We start from the raw sequence: 21,641 nt of genomic DNA, 5'->3' as shown, positions 1-21,641 counted from the left end.
TCTGGGCGAAGCCAGACGAAATTTGCCCAGTTCTTCCTCCTGGCCCCCCCCCTCCGCCCCGCCCCGCCCGCGATCGAGAGGAAGGACAGCCGCCGCAGACGCCTCTCGGCCTCCCCCCGGGATAATCAGGTAGATGGTCAGGATGATACATCAGGTGCCGCCAGACGAACGTCCAAGGCCGGACCAGCCCTTAGCCTTCTCCAGGCGCGCGACAGATTGGTCGAGGGCTGCGCGCGCCCAGGCGACAGCCCGCGGCCCGCCGACGGAGACATATCAGCAGGCTCGCAGCCCAGCCTTAGTTGGACAGCCCTCCCAGACATCAGGCACAACACCGCACCAAACAACCCCGCGCCCCGACGCAACCGCCGCCCAGCCGACATGAGGACCGAGATATGGCCCGAGAAGATCTGAGGAGTCGCTCGCCCCGCCCCCCATGGGCTCCCCCTCCCCTGCGCATTGACCCGAGCAAGGAATCGAACCCTGCTAGGTGAACGGGACCACCGACACAACACCAACCGCGCCCCGATTGCAGCTTGCTTGGCAGCGCTCATCCCGGCGGCGGACACCTGTGCCCCCCCCATGCGCGATCGGCGCGTCAATCGTCTAATGCGCTCGACCCTGACGAAAGTGCGTGCCTCACATGGTCCCGCTATATCCGCGGATAAGCCGGGCCCGCGTCATTGTGCCGGATCCAGTGCGACAAAGCAGGTGGGCGCACGGCCCGTGTCAGCTCCGGCCGGCCGCGATGCGTGCTCGCGTGCTACTTGGTCGCGAGTCCGCAGCTCTTACTTGGGACTGTCGGGTCTGGCCGACCATCCTGCGGCGGATCTTATGTGGCCTCGCCGACCCCTGAGGTTCCGATCATCTTCCTATCCGCTGTAGCAGCGGCCTGGTCCCAGAAACGCGAGGCCCGGCCGGCCGTGCTCTTTTCTCCGCCGTCCGTCACTCCTCAGGTTCGGACCTCCGTCGAAGCGAGAAGGCTCGAGCCAATTGGGGCGAGGATTTTCAGTTCACATCCACGCTCCCCTGCTTCCTCAGCGGCGCCTCTCGCCGTGGGCCATAGGCCAGGTGACCGGGGCCGTCACATCGCCTTGTTCACGGGCATATCACGTTCTACCCTCCATACCTCTCTCTCCTGCGCCCGCGCGACACTCTACTCACGTGCAATCCGCTCTCAACACCGCGGGGGCTCCCCATCTTCCGGCCCATTGAACGGCGTCCACGAAACCCCCCCTGCCCTCGGGCCATCCCAGATCTGCATTCGAGCGAGCGGCATCCTTAAGCGAATCATTCGATGAAGGCGCGTGCCGGCTTTTGAGTCCTTCGGGGTTGAGTCAGCCGCACCAGCTGTACGCGGCCTCCGGAGCACTCGATTCCCCTTCTCGTCAGGCGTAGCCCAGCTTCCACCAAAGGCTTGGCGGCATAGGGCCTGAGTAAGTAGAAGAAGTCCGCGTCACTTCGGCCAGACCGTTGGCTCTCCCGGTGCCTATCCGTGGAAGAAGTCGGGGGATGACCCGTTACAGCCTGAATGGTGCAGTTAGCATTTCGGCGGCACGATACGAGGGGCCTTCGGGCTGTTCGCGGAATCGGCGCCGCAACCGTGACTTTGGCGCCGCCATCGACACCATCTTTCGCTCGATCGGCGATCCCCTGCCGGACGCACTATCGATGGCGTTTGTACCACCGCGGGAATCGTTTCGAACGGACTCGTTCCTTCACACAACCCCATTTGTCGTAGACGTCGTGGCGTCTGGGCTCCGTCCCCAGCATCAGCGTCTCTCGACCCCATTCCGGTCCGCACGGCCAGCTCGACCGGTGGCGCCCGGAAGATCTCCACCTCCGGTCACCATTCTCATGACCCCGGACCCGTCCGCCTCGCTAGTAATGCATAACTGCTACTCAATCTCACGCCCCTCCCATCCGCGTCTCTACTTCTCTTCAACCCAACCCTTCGCGCTACGCAGGCCGCCTAAACGTTTTCGGCCAGAGGGGCAGCACCGGAGCGAGGCCGGGGGATGCACTAGCACCAAGCGCGCCTTGCCCCGCCGCACGACATATCCCCCGCACCCATCGGCGATTGAATTTTACTTTTCGAGATTCGGGAATTCTTCCTGCTCCCTTCGTACCCTTGTAGCCGGCTTCCCTCAAATTAGCCGGCGAGTACCAGACCAGCGACTTCCCGTCGGCCTCTTGTAAGTCGGAAGGTCGCAGACAGCTCCGCGCTTGCCGTCCTCTTGATGCCCCCTGAGCAGTCCTATTGGTCGTACTAGGTTTCCTGAGAGTTCGAGCCCATGCACTCACATGCCCCCTGCAGATCCCGATACACGTAATTGTCCTTGATTTCTCACACATTTGGCGGTGTCTGTTCCGCCCGCCAGACTGCGTCAGCATGCCCTCCCATCGAACTCTCCCCCAGGCTCCCTGGATTCAGAAAGCCCGGCACCTCGTCGGTCCAGACACGCGCCGATATAGGGCCGGGCTTGTCCGGCCCTGTGTGTCCGATTGACATCTGCTGGCTCCCGTATTCTCCCGAAATGCGAGTGGAGTTTGTAATCTCCCTACCGCCGGTGTCCTTTTCCGGAGACGCTAGTCAAGAACGCGGCGCTCGACCCCGGGCCACGCCCTGCGCTAACCCCATTGGCCCCTTCTCTCCCTAGTAGCCTTCCGTTCCTCAAGACCCGCCTGCCCACGGTCCTCGCGCGAATATACGCCACGCGCACGCGCCTCGCGAACCTCTTCGAAAAAACTCCCCGTGCTTCCTTCACGCACTCCTAAGGGCCGCCTCCCTACCGTCAGCCAGCCGTTTCGTTTCTTCACCGGCGTTCGCCCGCATCGATTGCGTTGGCGCCACGTGCCATCCTGTTCCGGTTACATCACTTGCCGGACGATTCCCGCACGAAGCTTGGGCATCGGTTGCGCAAGAAGGCAGCTATTTCCAAGGAAAACCGAATCGCTAAGAGCACTGCCTGCTTCGTCTCATCCGGTTAAGGCGACCCTAGCCGCATTCCCCGGTATTGCCAAGCGCTTTTTTTGCACTGCGTCAAGGCTTTGTCCATTTAAAGACAAGAACCCTGTCGTTTCCACCAAGGTCACGAAATGCACCGCCCGGCAGGTAGCCGGCTGCGGCGAATATCTCCGAGACCTTGTTGTACTGCGTGTGGCCGATCTCGACCGCAATCCTGCCTTCAGTTTCCAAAAACCTTGCCGCCTCCGCGGCGATGATCCTGTAGGGGTTCAGACCGTCCGCACCACCATCCAAGGCCAGACGCGGGTCGAAATTGCGGACTTCGTCCTGCAGATTTCCAATGTCTTCGGAAGATATATAGGGAGGGTTTGCGGCAATTACATGGTACCGGCCGGAAACTTTTTCAAACCAGTCTGACTGGAGCGCCGTGAACCGACCTGCGAGGCCCAGTTGCCGGGCATTGCGGCTCGCCGTCACCAGCGCGCCCGCGGACAAATCGACGCCGGTGGCGGTCGCGGCCGGCACGGCGCTGAGCAGCGCCAGCGCGATGGCGCCGGTGCCGGTGCCAAGATCGAGGATGCGGCATTCGCCTTCCCGGACTGCCACTGCCCTGACGAAAGGCAGCATCGCCTCGACCAGCGTTTCGGTATCCGGCCGCGGTTCCAGTGTTTCCGGCGACAGCGACAGACGCAAACCATAGAATTCACGATAGCCAAGGATGCGATGCACCGGCTCGCCGCCGACGCGCCGTCTCAAGGCATCATCGATTGCCGCAATGGTGCTTCCATCGATCTTGCGCTCCGGGTCGGCAATCGCCTGTGTGCGGGTCGTGCCGGAAAAATGTTCGACGATCAGCCTCGCATCGAGCGCCGGATCATCGACAGCGGCGTCGGCAAGCCGAACCTGCACTTCCCGCAGCAGCTGCCCCAGCGTCTCCGGCAGGCTAGCCATCGATGCCGATGTCGGCGAGCAGCTTCGACTGGTGATCGGCGATCAGCGCGTCGATCACTTCGTCGAGTTCGCCCATCATCACCCGGTCGAGCTTGTAGAGCGTCAGGTTGATGCGGTGGTCGGTGACGCGGCCTTGCGGGAAATTGTAGGTACGGATGCGTTCCGAACGGTCGCCGGAGCCGACCTGCGACTTGCGCGATTCGGAGCGCTCCTCATCGGCCTTGCTGCGCTCCAGGTCATAGAGGCGGGCGCGCAGGATCTGCATCGCCTTGGCGCGATTCTGGTGCTGCGACTTTTCCGCCTGCACGACCATGATGCCGGTCGGCAAATGGGTGATGCGCACAGCCGAATCGGTGGTGTTGACGTGCTGGCCGCCCGAGCCCGAGGCGCGCATGGTGTCGATGCGGATGTCTTCGGCCCTGATGTCGATGTCGACCTCTTCGGCTTCCGGCAGCACGGCGACCGTGGCGGCCGAAGTGTGGATGCGCCCGCTCGCCTCGGTCGCCGGCACGCGCTGCACGCGGTGCACGCCGGATTCGAATTTCAGATGCGCAAAGACGCCCTTGCCGGAGATCGTGGCGATGATTTCCTTGTAGCCGCCGGCATCGCCATCGCTGGCCGACACCGTCTCGAAACGCCAGCCGCGTTCGGCAGCGTAGCGCTCATACATGCGAAACAGGTCGCCGGCGAAAAGGGCGGCCTCGTCGCCGCCGGTGCCGGCGCGGATTTCGAGGATGGCGTTCTTGTCGTCGGCGGCATCCCTGGGCAACAGCAGGATCTGGATGTCCTTCTGCAGCGCCTCGATACGCTCCTCGACCTCCGGCAAGTCGGCCTCCGCCAGGGCCCGCATCTCGGCATCGGTACCCTTGTCGGCAAGCATCGCCTCCAGGTCGGCCTGCTCATGCTCGGCCGAGCGCAACGCCCTGACCTTGGCCACCATGTCCTGGATCTCGGCATATTCCGACGCCATCCGCACATAGGCATCCGGCGCCGGGCCGGCCGACATCTGCGCTTCGAGCATCTCGAAACGCTTGACGACTTGATCCATACGATCGCGGGGCAGGTTGACCATGATGAGGGTGCTACAATGGGATCGAACGGTCGTCGGCAAAGGCCTGCAGCAACGCCCGCATCGGCAGCCCCTGCGCCGGCGCCATCAGATTGTCGTCGAAGAACGCCTCCAACTCATCCAGAGGCAGTTCCGTCAGCATCGCCTTGACGGGACCGATCGAGGCCGGCGACATCGAGATCGAGCGGAAGCCGAGACCGATCAGCGCCATCGCCGAGATCGGCTTGCCGGCGAGTTCGCCGCACAAGGTCACCGGCGTGTGGTTGCGGACGCCGGCATCGGCGATCTGCTTCAGGACGCGCAGGAACGGTGCCGACAGCGTATCGAAGCGGTTGGCCAATTGCGTGTTGCCGCGGTCGACGGCCATGACGAACTGGAACAGATCGTTCGAACCGACCGAGACGAAGTCGACCGCCTTCATCAATTCGTCGAGCTGGAACAAAAGCGACGGCACTTCCAGCATCGCCCCCAGCTTCAGGCTGGTCGGCAGGTGATGGGCAAAACGCGACAAATGCCGCACCTCACGGTCGATGATCTCGCGCGCCTGGGCGATCTCGCCAAGCTCGGTGACCATCGGCAGCATCAGCTTCAATTCCCGCCCGCCGCTGGCTTTGAGCAGGGCGCGGATCTGGGTGCGTAGCAACCCCGGCCGGTCGAGCGTTAGGCGGATCGCCCGCCAGCCAAGTGCCGGGTTCTCCTCCTGGATCGCACCCTTGAAATAGGGCAGCACCTTGTCGCCGCCGATGTCGATGGTGCGGAAGGTGACCGGCTTGCCGCGCGCCGCTTCGAGCACGTCGCGGTAAAGCTTTTCCTGGGCCTCGGCACGGGGAAACGTCGAAGCGACCATGAATTGCAGTTCGGTGCGGAACAGGCCGATGCCGGCCGCGCCCGCTTCGGCAAGCTGCGGCAGATCGACGGCAAGCCCGGCATTCATCAAGAGGTCGACCTGGACACCATCCTTGGTCGTCGACGGCTTCTTGCGCAGCTCGCGATAGACTTCTTGCCGGCGCGCCCGGAAACGCACCTTTTCGGCATAGGCGGCTTCGAGGTCGGGCTGCGGCCGCAAATGGATCACGCCCTCTTCGCCGTCGACGATGATGGCGTCGCCGTTTTCCGCCATGGAAACGGCGCCCTTCATCTGGCCGGCGACAGGGATGCCCATGGCGCGCGCGACGATGACGACGTGGCTGGTGGCGGCGCCGTCCTCGAGCACCAGCCCGCGCATCTTGTCGCGGGGATAATCGAGCAGTTCGGCGGCACCCATCGAGCGCGCGACGATGATGGCGTCCTTCGGCAGCGATGCCGCGACATCTTCCGGTCCGCGCCCCATCAGCTGGCGCAGCAGCCGGTTGGCGAGGTCGTCGAAATCGCTCATCCGCTCGCGCAGATAGGGATCGGTCATGTGCAGCATGCGGGCGCGCATGTCGCTCTGCACCTTTTCCACGGCGGCCTCGGCCGTCAGGCCGTTGCGGATCGCCTCTTCCAGCCGGCGCACCCAGCCGCGATCGTTGGCGAACATGCGATAGGCTTCCAGAACCTGGCGATGCTCGCCCTCGAAGGCGACGTCGCGGCGTTCCAGCATGTCGTCGATGGAGAGCCGGAGCGAGCCGAGCGAGGTCTCAAGCCGGCGGACCTCTTCCTCGCTGTCCTCGTTGAACAAATTGGTGACGACGATGCGCGGCTCGTGCAGCACGACATGGCCAAGCCCGACACCGTCGTTGAAGGACAGGCCGGTGAAACTGACCGGACGGCGCAGATCGAGTTCGAGGCCCGGCCGCGTCAGCCGCGCCAGATCGCCGGTGGCGATCATCTCGGCGATGACCATCGCCGTCGTTTCCAGCGCCTCGACCTCGTCGTCGCGATAGTGGCGCATGGTCTTGTTCTGCACCACCAGCACGCCCAGCGTGCGCCCTGCCCGCAGCACCGGCACGCCAAGGAAGGAGTTGTAGATCTCTTCCCCGGTCTCCGGCAGGTAGGCAAAGGCCGGGTGTTCCTGGGCGTTGGACAGGTTGAGCGGCCGCGCGCTTGCGGCAATCGTGCCGACAAGGCCTTGCCCCAGTCGCAACTGCGCCAGGTGGACGGCGTTCGGGTTCAAACCCTCGGTGGCGTAGAGTTCGAGCACCGAATCGGCACGCAGCACATAGAGCGAGCAGACCTCGGCGACCATGTTGGAGGCGATGTCGCGCACGATCCGGTCAAGCCGCTCCTGCGGCTCCAGCGGCTCCTGCATGAGCTCGCGGAGCCGTTTCAGCAAAACGCGCGGGCCACTGGCCTGATCACGCATCGCGGCTTCTTCTCCAATGGGCATGTTGCCCGCCGCAGTTTCCACTGCGGCCGGCGCACACGCAACAACACAAATCGTTCTCGCTACTGCTTATCCAGACCGTAGACGGAATGCAAAGTACGAACCGCAAGTTCGGTGTACGGACCGTCGATTAGGATCGAAATCTTGATCTCGGAGGTCGTGATGGCACGGATGTTGATCGATTTGTCGGCCAGCGCCTTGAAAGCGGTGGCGGCGACGCCGGCATGGCTTCGCATGCCGATGCCGATCACCGAAACCTTCGACATGCCGGCTTCCGACTGCACGACATCGTAGCCGATCGAGGCTTTCAGGCGCTCGAGCACGGCCAGCGCCTTGTCGACATCGCCCGACGGCACGGTGAAGGTCATGTCGGTGAACTTGCCGTCCTCGGAAATGTTCTGGACGATCATGTCGACATTGATGTTGGCCTCGGCCAGCGGCCCGAAGATGCCGGCGGCGACGCCCGGCCGGTCGCCGACACGGCGCAGCGAAATCTGCGCTTCGTCCTTGGCATAGGCAATTCCGGTGACGACCTGCTGTTCCACGATCTCTTCCTCGTCGCAAATGAGCGTTCCGGGCGGATTGAGCAAATCCCCCATTCCGGGCGCATCGGGATCGTCGAAGGACGACCGCACGAAGGTACGCACCCTGTGCACCATGGCAAGCTCGACCGAACGCACCTGCAGAACCTTGGCGCCGAGCGAGGCCATTTCAAGCATTTCCTCGAACGATATCTTGGCCAGCCGCCGCGCCTTCGGCTCGATGCGCGGATCGGTGGTGTAGACCCCGTCGACGTCGGTGTAGATGTCGCAACGATCGGCCTTGACCGCCGCTGCGATGGCCACTGCACTGGTGTCGGATCCGCCGCGGCCAAGGGTAGCGATGCGATTGTCCGGGCCGATGCCCTGGAAACCGGCGATCACCGCCACCTGGCCTTCGCCGAAGCGCTTGATCAGGAAGGCGCCATCGATGTCGAGGATGCGCGCCGCGCCGTGCGCGTTGTCGGTCTTGATCGGGATCTGCCAGCCCTGCCAGGAACGGGCGTGCACGCCCATGTTCTGCAAGGTGATCGCCAGGAGACCGGCGGTGACCTGTTCGCCGGAAGCGACGACCGCGTCATATTCGCGTGCGTCGTGCATCGGCGAGGCTTCGCGCGTCCATTGGACCAGTTCATTGGTCTTGCCGGCCATCGCCGAGACGACCACCGCCACCTCATGGCCAGCGTCGACCTCGCGTTTGACGTGACGCGCCACATTGCGGATGCGGGCGATGTCGGCGACGGAGGTTCCGCCGAATTTCATCACGATGCGCGCCATGGAAGCGAAATGCCTTTGACTGAAGCCGGACCCCAACCCAAAAGCGGAATCCCGAAAGCGGAAGGGTACGCCCGGCTGATGCCGGCCGCTGAATGCGCGGCCTCCTTAGCCAAATGATGAAGCTTTCGCAAGGCTGGCTGTGATTGGAGTGCTCGACCTGACGGGGCTGCGACAGCGGGACGCCGGACCTCAAGCCACACCTTTGCCGGCCTTGGCCTGCTGTCGGTCGGTATGGGCCTTGTCAGCCCGACTGTGCGGTGGCTCTCCACAGGCCGGGATAATCGATGACGAAGCCGTGCGGCGAGACATCGAGGACCTCGTCATAGCCGAACATGGGCGCGGTATAGGCGTAGCGAACCGCGTCGAGACGCCGGTAGGTCTGATCGAGACGCACCAGCCTGAGCTCGGGGAAGGTCAGGTAAGCGGCCGGGGCGGGCGCCGCCTCCCCGATACCGAGGTCGAACCGGCGGATCGCCAACAGGTTCGATGCCGGCGTGAAGCCAAGATCGACGTCGACAAGGCCGGCGGCGCCCTGTTGGGCTTCGCCGTTCAGCATCCACTGGCCGTCGGAACCTCGTTCGATCGCATAGTGCAGCTTGCGCGTGTCGAGAAAGCCATCGATCCACGCTGATCGTGTGCGCCAGCCGGCATCGCAAACCACCTCATAGGCCAGGCAGCATGGCTGGCCGTCCTGGACGAAGATGGCCTGTCCCCTGAGGCTGTGTCCGCTATCGGTTTGCGACAGCAGGCAGGCGTCGTGGCCTTCGAAGTCCAGCCGGCGCCAAAGGATGGAAGCCGTCATTGGTGCCATCGTCAATTCCCTCGACTTCAATAACGATGCCCTCTCCTTCGCCCGCCGGGCCAATTGTGTTTCATCTTCGGCACTCGGCAACTGACATGCCCTGACAGAATCCATCACCCTGGCGGCAGAGGAAAATTGTTGCCTTGACATTCGCTGCCTCACGCCCGACTTCCTAACGCTTGAGGAGACCCGCCGATGCCAGAGCCCCGACGATCGACGATCGATGCCGGAGAAGTCGAACGCTTTTCCGCTCTTGCCGCCGAATGGTGGAACCCGAACGGCAAGTTCCGTCCGCTGCACAAGTTCAATCCGGTCCGGCTCTCCTATATCCGCGACCAGATAGCGACGCGCTTCGGCCGCGACCCACGCGCGGCACGGCCTTTCGAGGGCCTGCGCATTCTCGACATCGGCTGCGGCGGTGGCCTTTTGTGCGAGCCCATGGCGCGGCTTGGCGCCGAGGTGGTCGGAGCGGATGCCTCCGAAACGAACATCGAAGTGGCGAAGCTGCACGCGGCCGAGGGCAATGTGAGCGTCGACTATCGCGCCACGACGGCCGAGGATCTGGCCGACGCCGGTGAGAAATTCGACGTCATCCTCAACATGGAAGTGGTCGAGCATGTCGCCGACATCGACCTGTTCGTCGCCAAATGCGGCGAGATGGTTCGGCCCGGCGGCATCATGTTCGTGGCCACCATCAACCGCACGCTGAAGGCGCTCGGACTGGCCATCATCGGCGCCGAGTACGTGCTGCGCTGGCTGCCGCGCGGCACCCACCAGTTCGGCAAGCTGGTGCGCCCCGAAGAGCTCGAAAAAGCGCTGGGCGGCGCTGGCCTGAGCATCGTCGACCGCACCGGCGTCACCTACAACCCGCTTGCCGACCGCTGGGCGCGCTCCAAGGACATGGATGTCAACTACATGGTGCTGGCGGAAAAGGGATCGGTCTGACCCGGCGCGCTTTTCCTGGAATTTGCTCCAAGGTGTGTTGAGATTCAGGTCAGGCCGAGCTGAGCGGCCTGTAGCCGCCATGCCAGTAGATCAGCGCCTGGCCGGCATCGCGGGTGCGCACGGCCTCGACCGAACCTATGACGATGGAATGCATACCGCGATCGATCATCTCGTCGAGGCTGCAGTCGAAGGCGGCCACCGCATCGCAAAGCAATGACGCTCCGGTCTTCAGCGTCATCCATTCGGCGCCCTCATAGCGGTCCTTGCCCTTGATGCCGCCAAAGCCCGAGAACCGCTCCGCCACGCGCTGATGCTGGGGCCCGAGCGAATTGACACCGAAATGGCGGTAGCGTTCGATAAGCGGCCAGGTCGACGACGACCGGTTGACGCAGGCGATCATCTTGGGCGGTTCGGCCGACAGCGAGACGACCGAAATGACCACCAGGCCGGAGCGATCCTCGCCGAGGCCGGCAGTGATGACGCTGACATTGCCGACGATCAGCCGCATCGCGGCTCGAAAATCGGCGATATCGACAGGATCTGCCTCCGGACCCTTTGCTTCAGTCATGCCTTTGCTCCAGTCATGATTGGCTCCCAGAACATGATCCCCGAACATGGGACCGGCTTTTTGGAAAAGATCATGCTCGAACAAGAAGATAAAGCTAAAATCCAGATACAAATTCAGGTGAGATCCGCTCCGGATCCGACGACCGGCATCCAAAGGGTGCTCACGTCGCCGAGGCCGGAGCCATTACGGTCTGGCTTTGTGCCCTGGTGGTGATGAAGACGCCGGCGGTGATGATGACCGCGCCTGCCCAGGTCAGCGGCTGATAGTGTTCGCCGAGGACGATCGTGCCGGCAGCCAGCCCGACCGCCGCCGCCACATAGCCGATCTGGCTGAGATAGACCGGGCCGCCGACCGCCTGCAGCCGGAAGAAGAAGGCGAACATCGCCGACGCCGACGCAACCTGCGCGACGACGACCAGCGGCACGCCGCCGAGTGGAGCGAAGGCCTCGACGCCGAACAGGGCGAGAATGCCAACAAACAGTATCGCTGCCGACGCCAGGTGGCTGCCGACGGCGAGCTCGATCGGGCCGGTGCCTTCCGGCCAGTCCACGGTGCGGTAGATATTGCCGGCGGCAAGGCTGACGGGGATGAGCAGCCCCATCACCACCCAGAACAAATCGGCCGGCTGGCCGGCCTCGCCGCGCGTCACCGCCACCATGACGGCGCCGACGAAGCCGACGGCGATGCCGACAATGCCCAGCATGTTGGGACGCCGCACACCCAGCAGGATCGAGAACACCAGCGTGATGACAGGCGACAGCGTGAACATGATGCCGGTATAGCCGGCGCCAAGATGCGGAATAGCCGAGAACATCATCAGGTTGGGGACGGCATAGGACACCGCCGCGGTGACGAAGAAGTAGCGCAATTTGTGCGGCGTGAGCCGGACGCGCTGGCCGCGCAGCAGCAACGAGCCCAACAGCACGCCGCCGGCGCCGAGCGAGATAGCGAAGGCCCAGACCATGGCCGGAACGCCGGCCGCCGTGGCGAGCTTGCCGAACGGCAGTGTCAAGCCGAGCAGGCCGCCGGTGACGACCAGCAGGCCGAGCGCCGAATCCCAGAGAAATTTCATGATCGTGCCCTGTCGCGCGCGGCCCTTGGCCAGCATTGCATCTTGGGATAAGATAATAGGAAGATTCTTAACGTCAAGATATTTAATGGTGAGACAGTGGATAGGGCAGCGAGGGCGATCGAGCAGTGGAAACGCGAGCGGCCCGATCTGGATGTCTCGCCAATGGCCGTGCTCGGGCGGCTGAACGAGGCCGCCTCGCTGATCGCCCGCGAGCGGCTCGCGCCGCTGTTTGCCCATTATGGATTGCAGTCCGGGGAATTCGACGTACTGGCGACCCTGCGCCGCTCGGGGTCACCTTACGCACTGACGCCGACAGCTCTTTACGAAGCGACGATGGTGACATCGGGCGCCATGACCAACCGGCTCGACCGGCTCGAAACGTCCGGATTGATCCTGCGCGGGCCGCACCCCAACGACCGTCGCGGCATTGTCGTACGGCTGACCGAAAAGGGTCTCGCGCTGATCGATGAGGCGGTCAGCGCCCACGTTGCCAACGAGCACGAGATCCTCGCGAGCCTGACGCCGGCGGAACGGGAAACGCTGTCTCGTCTGCTTGAGAAGCTGATTGGCAGCGTGAGCTAGAGCAGTTCACCGGTTCATGGAACCGGCAACCTGCTCTAACTCATTGTTTTGACGCAATTCCGGACGGAAAACAGTTTCACACTTTTCCTGGAATTGCTCTAACGGCTCAGTTGCGGTCGTCCGGAAACACCGGGATCGGCATGAACTCGACGCCGTCCTCGGCCAGGCTCTTGGCCTCGTCCAGCGTCGCCTCGCCATAGATGCCACGCGCATCGGTTTCGCCGAAATGGATCTTGCGCGCTTCCTCGGCAAACTTGTCGCCGACATAGTCGGCATTCTCGCGCACCTTCTCGGCCATCGCCTTGAGCTGCGCCAGGGCCTGCTTCTGCGCCTCGCCCATGGCGAGCGCGATCGTTTCCTGCTTGCGCGCCGTGGACACGGCCGGCGCCATCAGCGCTTTCTGCACCTTGTGCGAGCCGCAGGTCGGGCAATCGACAAAGCCGCGCTTCTTCTGGATGTCAAAATCGTCGTTGCTCCGAAACCAGCCCTCGAATTCGTGCTCACGCTCGCAAATCAGGGAAAATCGGATCAAGAGGCCGCTCCCCTGAGACGCGGCGCCTCGCCCAAGCCGGCATTGACGGCGAAATCCCGCGCGTTTTTGAGATTGGGGATCTTCTTGCGCGCCGCCGCCGACTGCGCCGGGTCGATCTCGGCGACGATCACCGCCGGCTCGTCATGCGCGGCTTCCGCGATAATACGGCCCCACGGGTCGACGATCAGCGAATGGCCATAGGTCTCGCGGCCGTCCTCGTGCAGGCCGCCTTGCGCAGCGGCAACGACGTAGGCGCCGTTCTCGATGGCGCGTGCCCTGAGCAGGACATGCCAGTGCGCCTCGCCGGTCTGGCGGGTAAAGGCAGCAGGCACGGAAAGCAGGTCGGCGCCGGCCAGCGCCTCGGCGCGGAACAGTTGCGGAAAGCGCAGATCGTAGCAAACGGCGAAGCCGAGCTTTGCGCCTGCGATCTCGGTGACGACGGCCTCGGTGCCCGGCTCGTAGGCTGCCGATTCGCGCCAGCTTTCGCCATTGTCGAGGTCGACGTCGAACATGTGGATCTTGTCGTAGGTGGCAAGCGTGGCGCCGTCCGGGCCGAACAGCAGCGCCCGGTTGGCGAGCTTGCCGTCGGCGCGCAGGATGGCGGTCGAGCCGATATGCAGGAAGACGCCGAGCTCGCTCGCCAGTCTGCGCGCGGTCGCGACGACGATGTCCTTGTCCTCGGAGGTGAAGGAGGCGGTGCGCGCCTCCTTGTCGCGGATCAGCGCACCGGTCATTTCAGGGGTCTGGATATAGGTGGCACCTTGGGCCGCCGCCTCACGCACCAGCCGTTCGAGATCGACCGCATTGCGTTCGGGGCTCTCGCCCGAACGCATCTGGATCGCAGCCGCCTTGAAAACACCCATGGTCATATCCCTCAAATCGTCGCACCGTTGGCGAGCAGTTTGTCCAGCCGGCCTTCGGCCTCCAGTTCGTGCAGGTCGTCGCAGCCGCCGATATGCGTGTCGCCGATGAAAATCTGCGGAAAGGTCGAACGGCCGTGGGCGCGGGAAATCATCTCCTGGCGCAGCTCCGGCGAGAAGGAGGCATCGTGCTCGGTGAAGGCGACGCCCTTGCGCTCGAGCAGCCGCTTGGCTGCCGTGCAATAGCCGCACATCATGCGCGTGTAGATCGTGACATCGACCATGACAATTTCCGCTGTTCGTTGCCGACTTATATAATCACGGACTCGTCCGCCCGGAAGTCCCCCGGCAACACACGCGCGAAGGTCAGCACGTCGACGGCACCGGCGCCGCCTCTTTTCAGCGCCTTGGTTGCGGCGCGAACGGTGGCGCCGGTGGTGTAGACATCATCGATCAAAAGCACCCTGCGGCCGGCGATCTCGATTTCCGCCTCGGCGGGCACCCGAAAGGCGGCCCGCACATTCTCCTCACGTTCCTGCCGCTCCAGCCCGACCTGCTGGCGGGTGAGTTTTACGCGCCGAACCGCCGAGGGTGCGAAGGGCAATTCGCTGAGCACCGAGACCGCCCTTGCCAGTTCCGCCGACTGGTTGAAGCGCCGCCTGAAAAAACGCCGCCAGTGCAGCGGCACCGGCACCACCACATCCGCCTCGGCGATGAGATCGGCGCCGGCGCGCACCATCCAGCGCGCCATCCATGGCGCGAGATCCGTGCGATCCTGATATTTCAGCCCTTGCACCATCTGGCGGGCGACGCCGGAATAGGCGACGGCGGCGCGCGCCCGCTCGAAGGGCGGCGGATCGGCGATCGCCTCGGCGGACAGGAAGCCCTCGCCCATATGGTGGGTGAACGGCGTGCCCATCACCGGGCACCATGGTCGTTCCAGGAGCCGCAGCTTCGGCCAGCAGGCGCCACACAGAACGCCGGGCTGCGAGACATGCCGGCGGCAACCGGCGCAGACCGGCGGAAACAGGATGCGCGCAGGCCAGCCGAGGGCCGATCGAGCCAGTTTCTTGATCTCGATGGGCTTGATCTTGGGCATCGGATCGGCCACGTCATTGGTCCTGCGCGCCACTATATCAACGATATCAGAGCGCGCACAAACAAGGATCTGCCGTTGCAGCCGATAATGGATATTTCTCTCTGGCTGGCGCACAAGCGGCGCGCGCTTGCCCATCCGGTTGACGGCGCCGACTTCCTCATGCGCCGCGCCGCCGAGGACCTTGCAGAGCGGCTGGGCGCCGTCGAGCGCCGGTTCGGCAAGGCGGCGGTGCTGTTTTGCCAGACGCCGGCGGCAGCCGAAACGCTCGCCGGGAGCGGCAAGGTCGCTGACATTGTCCGCGTCGAGGCGGACACGGCTTTCCTGATTGGCGGCGGTACTGGCTTGATCGCACCGTTCGAAACCGTGCCGTTCGAGCCGGAGAGCCTCGATCTGGCGGTCTCCCTCCTGTCGATGCAGGCGATGAACGACATTCCCGGCATACTGATCCAGATCCGCCGCGCGCTGCGTCCAGACGGACTTTTCCTTGGCGCCTTTGCCGGTGCCGGCACGCTTTTCGAGTTGCGCGAAAGCCTGCTTGCGGCCGAGACGGAGCTTTACGGCGGCGCCAGCCCGCGTGTCATCCCGTTCACCGACGTGCGCGATGCCGGCGCGCTTTTGCAGCGAGCCGGTCTCGCTTTGCCGGTCGCGGACGTCGAGACGGTGACGGTGCGCTATGCAAACCTGTTCGGCCTGATGGCGGATCTGCGGGCCATGGGCGAAACCAGCGCGCTCACCGATCGCAGCCGACGGCCGGGCGCACGCAAGCTGTTTGCCCGCGCGGCGGAAATCTACGCCGAGCGGTTTTCCGACGCCGACGGCCGCGTGAGGGCGAGTTTCTCGATTGTCTGGATGTCCGGCTGGGCGCCCGACGCCTCGCAGCAAAAACCGCTGAAGCCGGGTTCGGCCAAGGTCTCGCTGAAGACGATACTGGAGGCTCCCGACGGGCAGTGATCGGGTCCGGCGCGGACAGCCGGATCAGGGTGCGAAGGCGTTCGCAAGCCGGCTGCCGTTGTCGCTGAACAGCCAGGTGATCGAGTTGAAGACCTGACTGATGCCGCCGACGATGGTCAGCGACAGCACAGCGACGATCAGGCCATACTCAACGGCCGTGGCGCCGGTCTCGTCCTTCAGAAATCGCAGCAGCACTGCTTTCATGACCTCAACCCCTCTCGCCAGGATATTACCGTCGATCTGTTAAGAAAGGTTAACGGCAAAGGCTTAACAGGCGGTGAAACCGCGGCCCTTCCCGGAATCTCTTAACCATGTCAGCAGTCGCCGCTGCTTCTGCCATTGGACCTGATGATGCAGACCGAACCGGGTTGCGGCTGCAACACGCTGCGGCGCAGCGTGTAGGTTTCGCGATGGCTGACCGAGCCGGTGGCCGTCATGTCGAGCCCGCCGGCAAGATCGTCGCGGGTCGACAGCGAGCGTGTCTGGCTGTCGAGGAAAGGTGTCGCGATCAGCGCCAGCGCCACCGCGGCCGAACCGAACAAAAGCGTGATGCGCAATATGCCCATGCCCGCGTCTGCGGCGCGAAAACCGCGCTCGGGCCGGATCGAGTCCCAATCCCTGTCTAGGCTCATGCTCTCGCTCCCCAGCGAATCGGCGGAACGGCCGCGAAACGACCTCGCTTCTATTTTTCACGGCAAGATAAATCTTCCATTAACATCAGCTGATAGAGGGAACATCAGCTGATGGAGAGCCTCCGCCGGCAACCAGCCGGACGGCCCTCAAAGAAGATCGATGAGGAACGGGATCAGCGGCGCGTCGGCTGGCGGCATCGGATAGTCGCGCATCTGCTTTGGCCGCACCCATTTCAGCGCCTGCCCTTCCCTGGGCTGGGCGATGCCGCGGAAGCGGCGGCAGATGAACAGCGGCATCAGCAGATGGAAATCATCGTAGGAATGGCTGGCGAAGGTGAGCGGCGCCAGGCAGGGAATGTCGGTGTCGATGCCGATTTCCTCGTGCAGTTCGCGAATGATGCATTGTTCCGGCGTTTCGCCGGACTCGACCTTGCCGCCGGGAAATTCCCAGAGGCCGGCAAGTTGCTTGCCCTCGGGCCGCTGTGCGAGCAGCACCCGGCCATCGGCATCGACCAGCGCGCAGGCGGCGACCAGCAGCAGGCGCTTGCCGGCGATCGTCGGATCACTCATGCCCAACTTCACTCATGAACAGGCGGCCGGCGATAGTGATAGCGATAGACTTCGTCGAAGCCGAGCGAACGATAGAGCGCCAGCGCCGGCACATTGCCGGCCTCGACCTGCAGCCAGGCTTCGCGGGCACCACGCAGGCGCGCCCATTTCAGCGCCGACAGGATCAGGTTGCGGCCGTGGCCCTTGTTGCGCGCCGACTTGTCGGTGGCGATCTCGAACAGGCCGGCAAGATCGCCGTCGTGAACGCAGATCAGCGTCGCCAGCGGATCGGCCCCATCTTCGAGCGCGAACAGCCCGGCCTCCGGCTGGATGGCGCCGATGATCTCCGACAGGCCGGGCCGCAGCGAAACATCCGAGCCGCTGACCTTGAGCGACGCGCCGATGAAGCGGCTGATGTCCTTCAGCGGGATCTGGTCCATGGCCGCATCGAGTTGCGCGTCGGCCAGCGGCAGCCGCATCACCAGCGATTCGTCGAAACGACTCCAGCCCTCGCGGTCGAGGTGGCTGGCCAGATCCGGACCCGACAGCGGCGACATGCGAAACGTCAGCGGCCTGCCATAGGCATCGAAACGGCGGCTGGCGCGGCCGATGCGGTCGGCAATGTGCATGATATCGCCGGGATCGAGCGGATTGACCGAGTTCAGCCGCTTGGCCGGATGGCCGGCGGTCAGCCGCACCACCCAGGTGCCGTCGTAGTGGACGGCCGCTGCCGGCCAGGCGCGAAAGCCGGCCGCCTCGTAGCGGCGCACGATCGCGAGCATGCTTGCCGGATGCCTGGAAGCCAAGACCGTCAGCTCCGATAATCGCCATTGATGGCGACATATTCCTTGGTGAGATCGCAGGTCCACACTGTCGCCTTGCCGCGGCCGATGCCGATATCGGCGCGGATGCGGATGTCGTCGCGCTTCATGTAGGCCGAGGTCGCTTCCTCGGAATAGCCGGGGTCGCGCTCGCCCTCATGCGCCAGCCTGTTGTCGCCGAACCAGATCGACAGCCGGTCGCGGTCGGCAGGCTCGCCGGCCTTGCCGACGGCCATGACGACGCGGCCCCAATTGGCGTCCTCGCCGGCGACCGCCGTCTTGACCAGCGGCGAGTTGGCAATCGACAGCGCGATGCGCTTGGCCGACCGCGCCGATTTGGCGCCGGTGACGGTGACTTCGACCTGCTTGCGGGCGCCCTCGCCGTCGCGCACCACTTGCAGCGCCAGCGATTTCAGCACCTTGCCGAGCGCACGGCGGAACGCGCCGAGGCGCGCATCCCTGGGGTCGGTTATCTCAGGCGCGCCGCGCTTGGCGGCCTTGCCGGTGGCGAAGATCAGCAGCGTGTCGCTGGTCGAGGTGTCGCTGTCGACGGTGACCGCGTTGAAGGTCTTGGCCGTGCCGCGCGACAACAGGTCCTGCAGGACAGGGGCCGCGATTGGCGCGTCGGTGGCGATGAACGACAGCATCGTCGCCATGTCGGGCGCGATCATGCCGGCGCCCTTGGAGATGCCGTTGATGGTGACATCGGTGTCGCCGAGCTTGACGGTTTGGGTCGCCACTTTCGGATAGGTATCCGTGGTCATGATCGCCTTTGCGGCTTCGGTCCACAGGTCAGGCTTGCCGTTGCTGACCAGCCCGGCCAGCAGATGGCTGAACTTGCCGGTGTCGAGCGGCTCGCCGATGACGCCGGTCGAGGCCAGGAAAACCTCAGCTGCCTTGCAGCCGGCCGCCTTCGCCGCCGCTTCGCCCGTCAGCGCGGTGGACTCGCGGCCCTTCTTGCCGGTGAAGGCGTTGGCGTTGCCGGAATTGACGACCAGCACCCGCGCCTTGCCGGCGCCGAGATTCTGCCGGCAGAAATCGACCGGCGCCGAGGGGCATTTCGATTTGGTGAACACGCCGGCGACCGCGGTGCCTTCATCGAACACCATGGTCAAAAGGTCGGTGCGGTTCTTGTACTTTATCCCCGCCTCGGCGGTGGCGATGCGCACCCCCTCGATGGCCGGCATCTTGGGGTATTTCTTCGGCGCGAGCGGCGAAATCGTCGTGGACATGGAGACCTCGGGCGGGAAAATCGCAAGGGAAGGCCGGTTTGCCCGATACGACGCGCGGGCGCAAGGGCGTTTTCGCTTGTCGCCGGCGGCGGCAACCCAATCGGAATTAAGCCTGCATTTCAAATCTGTTGGCGTCGCCGGCGCCTGTGGCGTTATGATCTTCCCCATGGGCAGGCTTGCGATCCTCGCATGGGCGTTTCTGGGACTTTTGCTGCTGAGCGCGGATGCGCAACCGCAACGGCGCGTGGCGCTGGTCATCGGCAACGGCACCTACGCCGAAGCCGGCACGCTGGCCAATCCGGTCAACGACGCGCTCGACATCGCCGACAAGCTGCGCTCCATCGGCTTCGAGGTCATCGAAGGCAATGATCTCGGCAAGCGCGAGCTCGAACGCAGCATCGGTGAGTTCTCCGATGCGCTCGAAGGCGCCGGCGTCGGGCTTTTCTACTATGCCGGCCACGGCCTGCAGGTCGAGGGGCGCAACTACATCGTGCCGGTCGACGCCAGGCTCGACATGCCGGTCAAGCTGCAGCTCGAGGCCGTACCGATCGATGAGGTCCTCGACATCATGGAGCAGCAGACCAAGGTCAGCCTGGTGTTTCTCGATGCCTGCCGCAACAACCCGTTTGCCCGCAGCCTGAGCCGCACCGCCACCACCCGCTCGGCGACGGCGCTGGCCGGGCTGGCGCAGTTCGATTCGACGCGCGGCTCGTTCATCGCCTTCTCGACCGCGCCAGGTGCGGTCGCCATGGACGGAAGGGGGCGCAACTCGCCTTTCGCCGAGGCATTGTTGCGCCACATTGCCGACCCCGGCCAGAGCATCAACGACATGATGATCGCGGTGCGCCGCGACGTGGTCTCGCAAACGCGCGAGGCGCAGCGCCCGTGGGAACAGGGCTCGCTGCTCGAACGCTTCGAATTCGTCCCGGACGGACAGCCCGCCCAGCCGCACAAGCCGGCCGCGGCTCCCGCACCCTCGACGGAAGTTGCCGCGCTCGAACGGTCCGTCGGTGACGACAAGGGATCGATCGAGAAATTCCTGCGCAGGGATTATCTGACGCCGGACACCAAGGCGATGAGCGAGACCGTCAAACGGCTCTACGGCTCGTCCGCCACCATTTTCGGCACCCGCTACGACGCCGACGCCATCATCAAGGTCAAGGCCGACTGGTTCGCGCAGTGGGCCTCCTGGTCGCTCGGCCTCGAGCCCGGCAGCCTGGAGATCACCCCGCATGGCGAGGATCGCGCCGGGGCCGTCTTTGCGATGCGCTATGACTATGTGCCGAAGGACAAGGCGGCGGCGCGCCTGACCGGCAAGGCGCGTGTCACGCTTGGCCTGGTCAAGGCCGACGGCGGCTGGCGCATCGAATCCGAGACATCGCAAGCGATGCAATAGACATCGGCCGGCGGCCAATCCAGCGGTGTCGGCAGCTCTTGCGCCGGTCGCGTCTCCTGTCGATAGGAATTTTTTCTTGACCCGGTGAAGGCAGCTATGCTACATGTCTGTCGATGGTGCTGATTTGCGCCAGTGACCCGCCGCCCAGGCGGGTTTTTTGCTTTTTGGTGCTTCGGTCAACCAACGCGCCGGCGAAGGCTCCGAAGGAACCCGTTAACCTGGATTCGTTGCCCTGCCGCCGCTGCCGCCAGCAGCTTGAAAACGGGCCGTTTTGTTTGATCGTCGGGTCGCGTATAGTGCCGGCGAATTGTTGGCGAGGATGACAGGAATGGCCGAAGACGCCGATCCGGCGCGCAGATCGATCGGCGCACGGCGCAACCCCGACAGCGCCGATGCCATTCTCGAAGCCGCCGAGGCAGTGCTGGTCGAGGCCGGCTATGCCGGTTTCTCGATCGAGGCGGTGGCGCGGCGGGCCCGCGCCGGCAAACCCACCATCTATCGCTGGTGGCCGAGCAAGGCCGCATTGCTGCTCGAAGTCTACCAGCGCCAGAAACGCGTCGATGTCCCCGATACCGGGCGGCTGGAGGAAGATCTCGTCGGCTTCCTGAAGAACCTGTTCACCCACTGGCGCGAGACATCGTCGGGCAGCGTCTTCCGGTCCCTGATCGCCGAGGCGCAGTCGGACGACACGGCGTCCGCGGCACTTGCCGACTACGCGCTGGGCCGACGGTCCCATACCGGCCAGATGGTCGAGCGCGCCAAGGCAAGGGGCGAGATCGCCGCCGACATCGATTCAGCGCTGGTCGCCGACCTGATCGCCTCCTTCGCCTGGAGGCATCTGTTGACCAACCGGCTCGACGAGGACGAAGCGACGATACACAAGGCAGTCCACTACGTGATGCGAGGCATAGCCGCGCCCGGCAGCTGAAACCGATCGTCATTGGTCGATAAAAAGGGCGCGGCAACCTTGGCTGCCGCGCCCTTTTCGAAAAAT

General features: G+C 64.3%; 21 protein-coding genes. 5 read left to right on the top strand and 16 right to left on the bottom strand.

What is annotated here, in order from left to right; all coding sequences use genetic code 11:
• Positions 1–3,040 precede the first annotated feature (3,040 nt).
• From prmC to ACFSQT_RS29235, 5 genes are all read right to left on the bottom strand, one after another.
• Positions 3,041–3,916: a peptide chain release factor N(5)-glutamine methyltransferase gene (gene prmC, locus ACFSQT_RS29255; RefSeq protein ID WP_379024678.1), complete on the bottom strand. Its 876-nt coding sequence runs from the start codon at positions 3,914–3,916 to the stop codon at positions 3,041–3,043.
• Entirely contained in the window at positions 3,909–4,988 is a 1,080-nt protein-coding gene (prfA, locus tag ACFSQT_RS29250) for a peptide chain release factor 1 (RefSeq protein WP_379024676.1), read from the bottom strand. The genes prmC and prfA overlap by 8 nt, the downstream gene beginning before the upstream one ends.
• A gap of 10 nt (positions 4,989–4,998) precedes the next feature.
• Positions 4,999–7,269 (bottom strand): phosphoenolpyruvate--protein phosphotransferase, encoded by a 2,271-nt coding sequence (gene ptsP, locus ACFSQT_RS29245; protein ID WP_126070638.1) that lies wholly within the window; start codon positions 7,267–7,269, stop codon positions 4,999–5,001.
• Between the two features lie 83 nt (positions 7,270–7,352).
• The gene (locus ACFSQT_RS29240; RefSeq protein WP_379024674.1) at positions 7,353–8,606 is read right to left on the bottom strand and encodes an aspartate kinase; all 1,254 of its coding nucleotides are present in this window, start codon (positions 8,604–8,606) and stop codon (positions 7,353–7,355) included.
• A gap of 241 nt (positions 8,607–8,847) precedes the next feature.
• Positions 8,848–9,408, bottom strand: a complete 561-nt coding sequence (locus ACFSQT_RS29235; protein WP_379024672.1) for a putative glycolipid-binding domain-containing protein — start codon at positions 9,406–9,408, stop codon at positions 8,848–8,850.
• 195 nt (positions 9,409–9,603) lie between these two features.
• Between ACFSQT_RS29235 and ubiG the strand changes: the two genes are divergently transcribed.
• Positions 9,604–10,353, top strand: a complete 750-nt coding sequence (gene ubiG / locus ACFSQT_RS29230) for a bifunctional 2-polyprenyl-6-hydroxyphenol methylase/3-demethylubiquinol 3-O-methyltransferase UbiG (RefSeq protein WP_379024670.1) — start codon at positions 9,604–9,606, stop codon at positions 10,351–10,353.
• Between the two features lie 49 nt (positions 10,354–10,402).
• Here the strand turns inward: ubiG and ACFSQT_RS29225 are convergent, their stop codons facing one another.
• Together ACFSQT_RS29225 and ACFSQT_RS29220 are read right to left on the bottom strand one after the other, a co-directional pair.
• Positions 10,403–10,921, bottom strand: a complete 519-nt coding sequence (locus tag ACFSQT_RS29225; RefSeq protein ID WP_379024668.1) for a flavin reductase family protein — start codon at positions 10,919–10,921, stop codon at positions 10,403–10,405.
• A 160-nt stretch (positions 10,922–11,081) separates the two neighbouring features.
• Positions 11,082–11,993, bottom strand: coding sequence for a DMT family transporter (locus ACFSQT_RS29220; protein WP_379024666.1), 912 nt, complete (start codon positions 11,991–11,993; stop codon positions 11,082–11,084).
• A 96-nt stretch (positions 11,994–12,089) separates the two neighbouring features.
• On the opposite strand from ACFSQT_RS29220, the gene ACFSQT_RS29215 reads away from it, so the two are divergent.
• Complete coding sequence (locus ACFSQT_RS29215) at positions 12,090–12,575, top strand: MarR family winged helix-turn-helix transcriptional regulator (RefSeq protein WP_379024664.1); 486 nt, start codon at positions 12,090–12,092, stop codon at positions 12,573–12,575.
• A 106-nt stretch (positions 12,576–12,681) separates the two neighbouring features.
• On the opposite strand, the gene ACFSQT_RS29210 is transcribed toward ACFSQT_RS29215, so the two are convergent.
• Genes ACFSQT_RS29210 through ACFSQT_RS29195 form a run of 4 tightly spaced genes read right to left on the bottom strand, consistent with a single transcriptional unit; the run spans position 12,682 to position 15,078 of the window.
• Entirely contained in the window at positions 12,682–13,107 is a 426-nt protein-coding gene (locus ACFSQT_RS29210) for a DUF1178 family protein (protein ID WP_379024662.1), read from the bottom strand.
• Positions 13,104–13,970 carry a carbon-nitrogen hydrolase family protein gene (locus tag ACFSQT_RS29205; RefSeq protein ID WP_379024660.1) on the bottom strand — a complete coding sequence of 289 codons (867 nt, stop codon included), beginning with the start codon at positions 13,968–13,970 and terminating at the stop codon, positions 13,104–13,106. The genes ACFSQT_RS29210 and ACFSQT_RS29205 overlap by 4 nt, the downstream gene beginning before the upstream one ends.
• An 11-nt stretch (positions 13,971–13,981) precedes the next feature.
• Entirely contained in the window at positions 13,982–14,251 is a 270-nt protein-coding gene (grxC, locus tag ACFSQT_RS29200; protein ID WP_379024658.1) for a glutaredoxin 3, read from the bottom strand.
• Positions 14,252–14,277: 26 nt separating this feature from the next.
• Positions 14,278–15,078, bottom strand: a complete 801-nt coding sequence (locus tag ACFSQT_RS29195; protein WP_379024656.1) for a ComF family protein — start codon at positions 15,076–15,078, stop codon at positions 14,278–14,280.
• Positions 15,079–15,141: 63 nt separating this feature from the next.
• Between ACFSQT_RS29195 and ACFSQT_RS29190 the strand changes: the two genes are divergently transcribed.
• Positions 15,142–16,017, top strand: a complete 876-nt coding sequence (locus ACFSQT_RS29190) for a class I SAM-dependent methyltransferase (protein ID WP_379024654.1) — start codon at positions 15,142–15,144, stop codon at positions 16,015–16,017.
• 24 nt (positions 16,018–16,041) lie between these two features.
• On the opposite strand, the gene ACFSQT_RS29185 is transcribed toward ACFSQT_RS29190, so the two are convergent.
• From ACFSQT_RS29185 to argJ, 5 genes are all read right to left on the bottom strand, one after another.
• Complete coding sequence (locus tag ACFSQT_RS29185; protein WP_379024652.1) at positions 16,042–16,221, bottom strand: Flp family type IVb pilin; 180 nt, start codon at positions 16,219–16,221, stop codon at positions 16,042–16,044.
• A 110-nt stretch (positions 16,222–16,331) separates the two neighbouring features.
• Positions 16,332–16,649, bottom strand: coding sequence for a hypothetical protein (locus ACFSQT_RS29180; RefSeq protein ID WP_379024651.1), 318 nt, complete (start codon positions 16,647–16,649; stop codon positions 16,332–16,334).
• A gap of 147 nt (positions 16,650–16,796) precedes the next feature.
• On the bottom strand, positions 16,797–17,219 hold the full coding sequence (locus ACFSQT_RS29175) for a (deoxy)nucleoside triphosphate pyrophosphohydrolase (protein ID WP_379024649.1): 423 nt from the start codon (positions 17,217–17,219) through the stop codon (positions 16,797–16,799).
• Positions 17,220–17,227: 8 nt separating this feature from the next.
• Entirely contained in the window at positions 17,228–17,980 is a 753-nt protein-coding gene (locus ACFSQT_RS29170; RefSeq protein ID WP_379024647.1) for a GNAT family N-acetyltransferase, read from the bottom strand.
• Between the two features lie 29 nt (positions 17,981–18,009).
• Entirely contained in the window at positions 18,010–19,251 is a 1,242-nt protein-coding gene (argJ, locus tag ACFSQT_RS29165; RefSeq protein ID WP_379024645.1) for a bifunctional glutamate N-acetyltransferase/amino-acid acetyltransferase ArgJ, read from the bottom strand.
• Positions 19,252–19,417: 166 nt separating this feature from the next.
• Here argJ and ACFSQT_RS29160 point away from each other — a divergent pair, with 166 nt between their 5' ends.
• Both ACFSQT_RS29160 and ACFSQT_RS29155 read left to right on the top strand, forming a co-directional pair.
• Entirely contained in the window at positions 19,418–20,647 is a 1,230-nt protein-coding gene (locus ACFSQT_RS29160; protein WP_379024643.1) for a caspase family protein, read from the top strand.
• 328 nt (positions 20,648–20,975) lie between these two features.
• Positions 20,976–21,575, top strand: coding sequence for a TetR/AcrR family transcriptional regulator (locus ACFSQT_RS29155; protein ID WP_379024641.1), 600 nt, complete (start codon positions 20,976–20,978; stop codon positions 21,573–21,575).
• The last annotated feature ends 66 nt before the right edge of the window (positions 21,576–21,641 follow it).

The organism is Mesorhizobium calcicola (assembly GCF_042682105.1).
GTDB lineage: Bacteria > Pseudomonadota > Alphaproteobacteria > Rhizobiales > Rhizobiaceae > Mesorhizobium > Mesorhizobium calcicola.
This window is presented reverse-complemented; position numbering and strand designations above follow the sequence as displayed.

Coding starts and splice junctions, on each gene's coding strand:
- ACFSQT_RS29220 (WP_379024666.1), bottom strand. CDS start 11,993: ATGAAATTTCTCTGGGATTCGGCGCTCGGCCTGCTGGTCGTCACCGGC.
- ptsP (WP_126070638.1), bottom strand. CDS start 7,269: ATGCGTGATCAGGCCAGTGGCCCGCGCGTTTTGCTGAAACGGCTCCGC.
- ACFSQT_RS29170 (WP_379024647.1), bottom strand. CDS start 17,980: ATGCTCGCGATCGTGCGCCGCTACGAGGCGGCCGGCTTTCGCGCCTGG.
- ACFSQT_RS29235 (WP_379024672.1), bottom strand. CDS start 9,408: ATGACGGCTTCCATCCTTTGGCGCCGGCTGGACTTCGAAGGCCACGAC.
- ACFSQT_RS29185 (WP_379024652.1), bottom strand. CDS start 16,221: ATGAAAGCAGTGCTGCTGCGATTTCTGAAGGACGAGACCGGCGCCACG.
- ACFSQT_RS29205 (WP_379024660.1), bottom strand. CDS start 13,970: ATGGGTGTTTTCAAGGCGGCTGCGATCCAGATGCGTTCGGGCGAGAGC.
- ACFSQT_RS29155 (WP_379024641.1), top strand. CDS start 20,976: ATGGCCGAAGACGCCGATCCGGCGCGCAGATCGATCGGCGCACGGCGC.
- ACFSQT_RS29225 (WP_379024668.1), bottom strand. CDS start 10,921: ATGACTGAAGCAAAGGGTCCGGAGGCAGATCCTGTCGATATCGCCGAT.
- grxC (WP_379024658.1), bottom strand. CDS start 14,251: ATGGTCGATGTCACGATCTACACGCGCATGATGTGCGGCTATTGCACG.
- prfA (WP_379024676.1), bottom strand. CDS start 4,988: ATGGTCAACCTGCCCCGCGATCGTATGGATCAAGTCGTCAAGCGTTTC.
- ACFSQT_RS29160 (WP_379024643.1), top strand. CDS start 19,418: ATGGGCAGGCTTGCGATCCTCGCATGGGCGTTTCTGGGACTTTTGCTG.
- ACFSQT_RS29180 (WP_379024651.1), bottom strand. CDS start 16,649: ATGAGCCTAGACAGGGATTGGGACTCGATCCGGCCCGAGCGCGGTTTT.
- ubiG (WP_379024670.1), top strand. CDS start 9,604: ATGCCAGAGCCCCGACGATCGACGATCGATGCCGGAGAAGTCGAACGC.
- argJ (WP_379024645.1), bottom strand. CDS start 19,251: ATGTCCACGACGATTTCGCCGCTCGCGCCGAAGAAATACCCCAAGATG.
- prmC (WP_379024678.1), bottom strand. CDS start 3,916: ATGGCTAGCCTGCCGGAGACGCTGGGGCAGCTGCTGCGGGAAGTGCAG.
- ACFSQT_RS29240 (WP_379024674.1), bottom strand. CDS start 8,606: ATGGCGCGCATCGTGATGAAATTCGGCGGAACCTCCGTCGCCGACATC.
- ACFSQT_RS29175 (WP_379024649.1), bottom strand. CDS start 17,219: ATGAGTGATCCGACGATCGCCGGCAAGCGCCTGCTGCTGGTCGCCGCC.